We start from the raw sequence: 6,270 nt of genomic DNA, 5'->3' as shown, positions 1-6,270 counted from the left end.
TTGCTATTTTGTCATTAACTTACTGATTTTTTATATCAAAAATAAATTTAAAAAAACAAAAAATAGTTTGAGTTAAAATGGTTGTGTGTGGATGACAGGCCAGAGAAATTTGGGTCCATCGGTGTGCAGATTTGAAAATGGCGACGAATAAATCGACAACGTGTCTGATGAAAGAGGTAGAGAGTGAGAAAAATAAATGAGCAACCGATTGTGCGGCAATTATTGCAGCTATTCTTGTTCCTGATAGTGCTAACGTCTTTCCCAACACTGGCACAGGAAGAGCCCTATTCTGAATCACCAATACTGGATCGTCCTTTGGTTGAGCGCTACATATTGGATGAGCTGAAAGCGTTAAGACAAGATCAACAAGATCTTGAACGGCGGCTCACGATTCAAATTACCGACAGAGAACTGTCCGTTGCAGACAAGTCATTGAATTACTCGAATGTGACGGTGACCTATTTTTTCTATGTCATCGCTGGTGTTGCCTCATTAGTTGCATTAATTGGTTGGCAGTCACTTAAAGAAGTGAAGCACAACACGCGTGAGCTGGCCGATAAACGGCTAAATCAAATTGCGCAGGAATATGAGAAAAAATTCCTCGCCTTGGAGCGAGATCTTAAGCGCAAAACACGCATCATTACCGAAAACAACCGTGAAATTGAAATTATTAATGAAATCCATAACTTATGGTTGAGAGCGCAAAGTGTCCAAACACCAGAGCAGCGTATTGAAGTGTATGACGAAATTTTAAAAATCCGTCCCGGAGATTTGGAAGCGTTGACATACAAAGCAGATGCTGCGATGGAAATTCGGGAATACTACTGGGCACTGAGCCTATGTAATCGCGTGCTAGAGTTAGATGATGCTAATGCGCCAGCCTTGTACCAACGAGCATGTGCGTATGCGCGTATCGGAGCCGAAGAACAAGCGATTGAGGATTTACAAAGAGCCACGGAAATTAGCGCTTCATTGCGAGATTTAATTGCAGAAGAAGCTGATTTAGAAGGGCTACACGGCAATAAGAAGTTTGACGAGCTGATCAGTGGCAACGTTTGATTTTGTATTAAATTTCATCCACTTTTTATAGCGAACTGGTGATAATCAAACGTAATCTTAACGACAAATTATTATCATTAGACACACATACGCTTTTAACCGTTAATGCGCCTGACGTTACAGGCGTCAAGTCGTGATATCAGACTTTCTGATTCACTTTTTACTCTCTGTTTTTGTGAGATTAGATGTGGAACAACCATCCAAATTAGATCGCGTTCGCGCTGACTACAATGTTCATTATTGGAGCCAAGGCTTCTTCGGTATTGACAATCAAGGCGAAGTTTATGTTTCGCCGCGCCATGATAAGGCGCACCAAACCCCCTTGAGTTCGATCGTAAAGCAGCTTGAAGCGCGTGATTTAAATTTGCCTGTGCTTGTACGTTTTCCGCAGATCCTGCATCAACGCGTACATAACATTTGTGACGCCTTTAATCAGGCGATTGAAGAATACCAATATCCAAACAACTACCTGTTGGTCTACCCAATCAAAGTGAACCAACAAAAAGAAGTGGTAGATGAGATTTTAGCCAGCCAAGCGCAGCTAGAGACTAAACAGCTTGGATTGGAAGCGGGCAGTAAGCCAGAATTATTGGCGGTATTGGCTTTAGCCCAACAAGCAAGTTCAGTGATTGTATGTAACGGCTACAAAGACAGAGAGTACATTCGTCTGGCCCTGATTGGTGAAAAGCTTGGCCATAAAGTATTCATCGTTTTGGAAAAATTGTCTGAGCTGGATCTCGTGCTGAAAGAAGCGAAAAGCCTAGGCGTGAAACCACGTTTAGGGCTCCGTATTCGTTTAGCTTCTCAAGGCGCGGGGAAATGGCAGGCGAGTGGTGGTGAAAAATCGAAGTTTGGGCTCTCTGCATCTCAAGTGTTGACCGTTATCGAACGCCTTAAAAAAGAGCAGCAACTAGAAGCGTTGCAACTGGTGCATTTCCACTTAGGTTCGCAAATGGCGAATATTCGTGATGTGCGTAATGGCGTGAACGAAGCGGCGCGTTTTTACTGCGAGCTGCGTGATATTGGTGCGGAGATTGACTTCTTCGATGTGGGTGGCGGTTTAGCGGTGGACTACGACGGTACACGCAGTCAATCATCCAACTCGATGAACTATGGTTTAGCTGAATATGCACGCAATATCGTAAGCACGGTGAGCGATGTGTGCCAGTTATATAGTCAGCCAAGGCCAGTCATTATTTCTGAATCAGGCCGCTCGATTACCGCGCACCACGCCGTACTTATCACTAATGTTATTGGTACAGAAGCGTATTACCCAGAAGAGATTCCAGAAGTCGGTGAAGAAGCTCCGGTATTGCTACAAAACATGTGGCGTAACTGGCAAAGCTTAAGTGAAGGCTCTGATGCGCGTGCACTGATTGAAATTTACAACGATACACAAAGCGATCTGTCGGAAGCGCACAACCAGTTTTCGACTGGCGTTATTAACCTTCAGCACCGTGCTTGGGCTGAACAGCTATCGCTGCGCATTTATCACGAACTGACACTGCAAATGAGCACCAAAAACCGCTTCCATCGTCCTATTTTGGATGAACTGAATGAGCGTTTGGCGGATAAGTTTTTTGTTAACTTTTCACTGTTTCAATCATTGCCAGATGCGTGGGGAATCGATCAAGTTTTCCCTGTGTTGCCATTGTCTGGCCTTGAAAAAGTGGAAGATCGCCGCGCCGTGATGCTGGATATCACTTGTGATTCTGATGGTGCAATCGAGCAGTACGTCGAGGGGCAAGGTATTGAAACGACGCTGCCAGTGCCAGCATGGAATGCCGATGAACCGTATTTGATGGGATTCTTCCTTGTAGGGGCCTATCAAGAGATCTTAGGCGATATGCATAACCTATTTGGCGACACACACAGCGTGGTGGTGAACATGGCAGAGAATGGCGAAACTGAAATCGTATCGATCAACGAAGGAGACACGGTTGAAGATATGATGCGCTATGTTCATATTGATGTGGATGCCATCCGTAAAAACTACCGCGAATTAGTTAGCCAGCGTGTGGCGGTTGAAGAACAAGAAAATGTATTGCAAGAGCTTGAGCAAGGCTTGAGCGGTTATACCTATCTAGAGGATTTCTAAATGAATGATTTGTTTACTAAAACTGATTATTCCCTGTATTCCAATGCGATGACGTTTGTACGTCGTCCTTATGTTAAAGACCCAGTAAGTGCAGATGCCGATGTCGTGGTACTGGGCGTACCTTTGGATATGGCTACATCAGGTCGCCCGGGGGCGAGAATGGGTCCAGATGCGATTCGTCGTGCTTCAGTGAACCTTGCATGGGAAGGTAAAAAGTTTCCTTGGAACTTTAACTTGTTCCAAGATACCAAAGTGATCGACGCGGGTGATTTGGTGTTTGATTGTGGTGACGCTGAAGATTTCACTTATCGCTTAGAAGCGGCGACTAGCGAAATTCTAAAAAGTGGCAAAACCATGCTTGCTTTAGGTGGTGACCACTTTATCACGCTGCCTATATTGCGCGCTTATGCCAAATATTATGGCGAAATGGCATTGATTCACTTTGATGCTCATACTGACACCTATGCCAATGGCAGCGCTTATGATCACGGCACTATGTTCTATCATGCGCCGAAGGAAGGGTTAATCTCAGCCAAGCATTCTGTGCAAGTGGGTATTCGTACCGAATACAAGCATGAAGGCCACGGTTTTAATGTCATCAATGCGATGCAAGCGAATGATATGTCAGTGGAAGAGATCGTCGCTAATATTCGTCAAACTATTGGTGATAAACCCGTATACCTGACGTTTGATATTGACTGCTTAGATCCCGCTTTTGCTCCTGGAACGGGTACGCCAGTATGTGGTGGATTGAATTCCGATAAAGTGCTGAAAATCATTCGTGCATTGGCCGGTATTAATTTGGTGGGAATGGATGTTGTTGAAGTTTCTCCTCCGTACGATCAAAGTGAGCTAACGGCTTTGGCTGGTGCGACAATTGCTCTAGAGCTGCTTTACGTTTGGGCTTCTAAGCCAAATGTGGCGTCATAAAAAATAAGTCAGCGCGCAGCATCACCACTGCGCGTTTTTCTTAACCATCATCTCAACGTATTTCCATTAAAAATCATCATCTTGTCTTTCAATGTAAAATTCACTTTGCGCACTCAATAATAAATATTAATGACATAACTTGCATAAGTGTTCGCCGTGTACCAATTTTATTAGGTTGGCTAGGTGTCACATTGATCTACCATTCATATTAATAATATGATCAAGTTTCACCTTAATCTTTCTAGCTGTTACACGGTGAGGGTGAATCTATGACTTTAGGTTTTAAAAGCAGAATATATGTGAGCGTAGCACTGCTCGTTGCGATTTCTTTAATCGTTTTGGGCACCATCAACATGCTGTCGTTAAAAGAGAAGATGATTACCTCTTTAACCACAGAAACTCAAAACAAGCTCAACTATCACGTTTCTGAACTCGAATCTTGGGTGAAAACACGTTATCAAGCCGTAGTTAAAGGTTCACAACATTTCCGATCTGCTCTTTCTGATCAAGAGAATGTCAACTTGGTTCGATTGTTAGCTGAGAGTGCACAAATTTCAAATGTCATTATGGCGTATGACGATGGCCGTGCCTATATGTCGTTTGACAAAGACAACGGAGTTGTTACAGGTCAACAAAATTTCACCAGTAGGGATTGGTATCAGCAAGCAAAAACCTCTCGAACTGCTCAGGTAACTGAAATTTATGAAGATAAAATCACCGGTAAACAGGTTATTAGTGTAGTTATGCCTGTCTACCAACAAAGCCGTTTCATTGGTGTTTTGCTGGGAGATATCCAACTGGATGAGGTTATTGTCCAAGTCAGTAATATGCGCTTTGCCGGCGGTGCAGCGACACTAACCGACAAGAATGCTGTCTTTTTTGCTAGTGATGATCCTAGTGATATTGGACGAACGCCCTCGCAAGTCAGCCCTAATTTCCTCGAAATGGAGAAACTTTTTAGCCAGCAGGATGCTGGTCACTTGTCATTTCCTTATTTAGGCATTGAATTTGATGGTTATTTCAAGCGCGTTAACCTAACCGATAACATGTACTGGACCATGATGGTGTTCGTCGACAAAGGTACGGCGTTAGCTAATGTGTATGAAGCGCAAAGTAGCGCTATTTACACTGGGGTGATTTTGCTCATTATCAGCGTCGCGGCAATCTTCGTCATTCTTAATTATATCTACAAGCCTTTGCTACGCCTGAAAAAAGCGGTACTTGATCTTTCGAAAGGCTCTGGTGATTTGACACGCCGCTTGGAGGTGAATGGTGATGATGACTTAGCGCAGATAAGCCAAGGCTTCAATTTATTCTCAGAAAATCTACAAAAAATGATGTTGCAAATATCTGATGCCAGTCAAAACATCTCCTCTAATATTGAGCAGTTAGGTCAAACGGCAAAGGAAAATGAGCGGATGCTGCTTTCGCACTCATCTGAAACAGAGCAAGTGGTGACGGCCATTACTGAAATGAGTGAAAGTGCACGTACTGTGGCAGAGAGCGTCACGCAATCGAATCACATTACTGACTCGGCGAGCAAAGAGGCCAAACAATCGATTATTATTGTGAATAATGCGGTTGAAACGGTCAGCTCATTGGTGAGTGATGTTGAACAGATGTCTGAGCGCATTGCCAATATGAACAAAGATGCGATCAAGATCAGCGAAGTATTGACCGTGATTGGTGCTATTTCAGAGCAAACGAACTTGCTTGCGTTGAATGCGGCGATCGAAGCGGCGCGTGCGGGTGAGCAAGGCCGTGGGTTTGCGGTGGTTGCAGATGAAGTTCGTGCTTTAGCGGCAAGAACGCAAAACAGCACTACTGAAATATCAGATATGCTGGCCAAGCTACTTGAAGGGACTGATAGCGTTGTAGCCGCAATGGACAAAACTAAAAACCAATGTCAAACCACAGCAGATAAAACGTCTGAAGTTTCTGGCAGTTTAAACATCATGAGTACTTCCGTTTCCGAAATTGATGATTTGAGTACGCAGATTGCTGCTGCGACCGAACAGCAAAGTACAGTCGCAGAAGAGCTCAGTCGCAATATGCTAGCGATAAGAGACATCGTTGAATCATTGGTGGTGAGTGGCAGACAAACCGTCAGTGCTACAGAGTCACTCTCTTACTCAAACCATGAGCTTGACCGCTTGGTCTCCAACTTTAAATTAAAGTAATAA

4 protein-coding genes are annotated in these 6,270 nt (G+C 43.9%); all 4 read left to right on the top strand.

The window, feature by feature from the left end; all coding sequences use genetic code 11:
- Positions 1-234 precede the first annotated feature (234 nt).
- The 4 genes from AACT23_RS06630 (at position 235) to AACT23_RS06615 (ending at position 6,267) form a co-directional block, all read left to right on the top strand.
- On the top strand, positions 235-1,059 hold the full coding sequence (locus AACT23_RS06630; protein WP_228209362.1) for a tetratricopeptide repeat protein: 825 nt from the start codon (positions 235-237) through the stop codon (positions 1,057-1,059).
- Positions 1,060-1,246: 187 nt separating this feature from the next.
- The gene (speA, locus tag AACT23_RS06625) at positions 1,247-3,157 is read left to right on the top strand and encodes an arginine decarboxylase (RefSeq protein ID WP_026027469.1); all 1,911 of its coding nucleotides are present in this window, start codon (positions 1,247-1,249) and stop codon (positions 3,155-3,157) included.
- On the top strand, positions 3,158-4,087 hold the full coding sequence (speB, locus tag AACT23_RS06620; RefSeq protein ID WP_094127142.1) for an agmatinase: 930 nt from the start codon (positions 3,158-3,160) through the stop codon (positions 4,085-4,087). It begins immediately after the preceding gene.
- Between the two features lie 269 nt (positions 4,088-4,356).
- Positions 4,357-6,267 carry a methyl-accepting chemotaxis protein gene (locus tag AACT23_RS06615; RefSeq protein WP_020977858.1) on the top strand — a complete coding sequence of 637 codons (1,911 nt, stop codon included), beginning with the start codon at positions 4,357-4,359 and terminating at the stop codon, positions 6,265-6,267.
- The last annotated feature ends 3 nt before the right edge of the window (positions 6,268-6,270 follow it).

Source organism: Vibrio sp. V09_P4A23P171 (assembly GCF_963875615.1).
Taxonomy (GTDB): Bacteria; Pseudomonadota; Gammaproteobacteria; order Enterobacterales; family Vibrionaceae; genus Vibrio; species Vibrio anguillarum.
The sequence above is the reverse complement of the archived record's forward strand: the minus strand, read 5'-3'. Positions and strand labels throughout refer to the sequence as shown.

Excerpts from the sequence above, each read along its gene's own strand:
- AACT23_RS06615 (WP_020977858.1), top strand. The coding sequence starts at position 4,357 with ATGACTTTAGGTTTTAAAAGCAGAATATATGTGAGCGTAGCACTGCTC.
- speB (WP_094127142.1), top strand. The coding sequence starts at position 3,158 with ATGAATGATTTGTTTACTAAAACTGATTATTCCCTGTATTCCAATGCG.